Source organism: Hyunsoonleella rubra (genome assembly GCF_042684665.1).
Classification (GTDB): Bacteria; Bacteroidota; Bacteroidia; order Flavobacteriales; family Flavobacteriaceae; genus Jejuia; species Jejuia rubra.
On the sequence record NZ_JBHULY010000037.1, the window covers coordinates 1 to 1,414 of the forward strand.

Below are 1,414 nucleotides of genomic sequence, written 5' to 3' on the forward strand. Positions count from 1 at the left end.
AGGGCCCAGGATAATAATATCTCAAATTAACGAAGAAATGATTTGTTTTTTACCTCAGTTCTTTGTTACCTGCTGGCTTTTTTTATCTTTATGTTAAAATCAATTTAGTCATTGTAATTATTCCAATAACAAGTATAAAGAATAATGAAAGTCTTCGGAATTTGTTTTGAGGAATATAGTTTAATATCTTTTTTCCAATAAATGAACCTGCAACACCAATTACTAACAAAAAAGGCACATATTTTAAGTCGTGGTTGTGAATATATCCATTGTTGTAGTATACGAATGTTCTTGAAAAATCTATCAGAAAATCTATAAATGCAGAAGTTGCAATAAATACACTTTTTTCTAAATTGAATGAAGCCATAGTCAAACCCCTGATAGCTCCTCCAGTTCCCAATAACCCGGCAGAGAATCCTGAAAAGGAACCACCTATAATTGCATTTTTATTAGTTGGTGATATTATGAGTCTTCTTTTTATTAGAAATAATAAGCTAAATCCTACAAGGAATATTCCTAAAAATATTTCTAAAAAAGTACTATCTAAAATTTTCGAAAGAAACCCTCCAATTATGACAAAAATAACTGATGGTACTCCAATGGATAACAATAATTTTTTGTCTAGTCCTTTTTTAAATAAAAATATTTTACTAAGATTACTAGAGAGATGAAATATTGCAGTAAGACCTAGGACAGATTGAAAGTCAAAGTAAAAGTTTCCCAAGGGTACAAAGAAAACAGATGAACCAAAACCACCAATTGTTCCTATAATTTCAGCTAATAAAGCTAAGAGTAAGAAAATAAAATTTAAATCCTTCATTCAGATATTACTTTGACTTCTCCATCAATAGAACAAGAGGATTGAACGGTATTATATATAGTGCCAAATTTTTCAATATTCTTTTTTAGCAATTGAACATTCAAGTTTCTGTCTTTGCTAAAAATCTTCAGTTCATAATTTATTCTATCCATTCTAGGAGGTTTCTCTAATCGATTTGCCTTTACTAGTATTTCAGCTTTAGAATATTCAAAATTCATAAAGGCAGAAAAACGTTCCACATTTTTTAGAATACAGGATGAAAATGAGCCTAAAAATAGTTCTGCTGGATTTGGTGTAGTATCAGCAGATTCAGGTGTAATTCCAAAATCAATCTCAGATTGCTTTATTTTAATTGAAGCGCTATTTTTTGAATTTGAACTTGCTTTAACTGAATATTCCATAATTGTATTTTGTGCTTGCAGGTAACGGTCTCGTATAACCGTCAGTTACGGGTTAATATACGTTAATTTTCGGTTAAGAACTGACTTTAGCAATTCCGAGTGGATTCGGACGTAGTCGAATCCGCCGTAATTGCGGTTATACATCTTAAGTTTGATTCTCTGTAAATTTGGATACTAACCAGAAAGAACAAAA

At 30.5% G+C, this 1,414-nt stretch carries 2 protein-coding genes; both read right to left on the reverse strand.

Annotated elements, in window-relative coordinates; genetic code table 11:
- Positions 1 to 88 precede the first annotated feature (88 nt).
- Positions 89 to 820, reverse strand: coding sequence for a sulfite exporter TauE/SafE family protein (locus ACFSR8_RS14670; RefSeq protein WP_380293359.1), 732 nt, complete (start codon positions 818 to 820; stop codon positions 89 to 91).
- Complete coding sequence (locus ACFSR8_RS14675; protein ID WP_380293361.1) at positions 817 to 1,221, reverse strand: OsmC family protein; 405 nt, start codon at positions 1,219 to 1,221, stop codon at positions 817 to 819. The genes ACFSR8_RS14670 and ACFSR8_RS14675 overlap by 4 nt, the downstream gene beginning before the upstream one ends.
- Positions 1,222 to 1,414: the final 193 nt, after the last annotated feature.

Excerpts from the sequence above, each read along its gene's own strand:
- ACFSR8_RS14670 (WP_380293359.1), bottom strand. The coding sequence starts at position 820 with ATGAAGGATTTAAATTTTATTTTCTTACTCTTAGCTTTATTAGCTGAA.
- ACFSR8_RS14675 (WP_380293361.1), bottom strand. The coding sequence starts at position 1,221 with ATGGAATATTCAGTTAAAGCAAGTTCAAATTCAAAAAATAGCGCTTCA.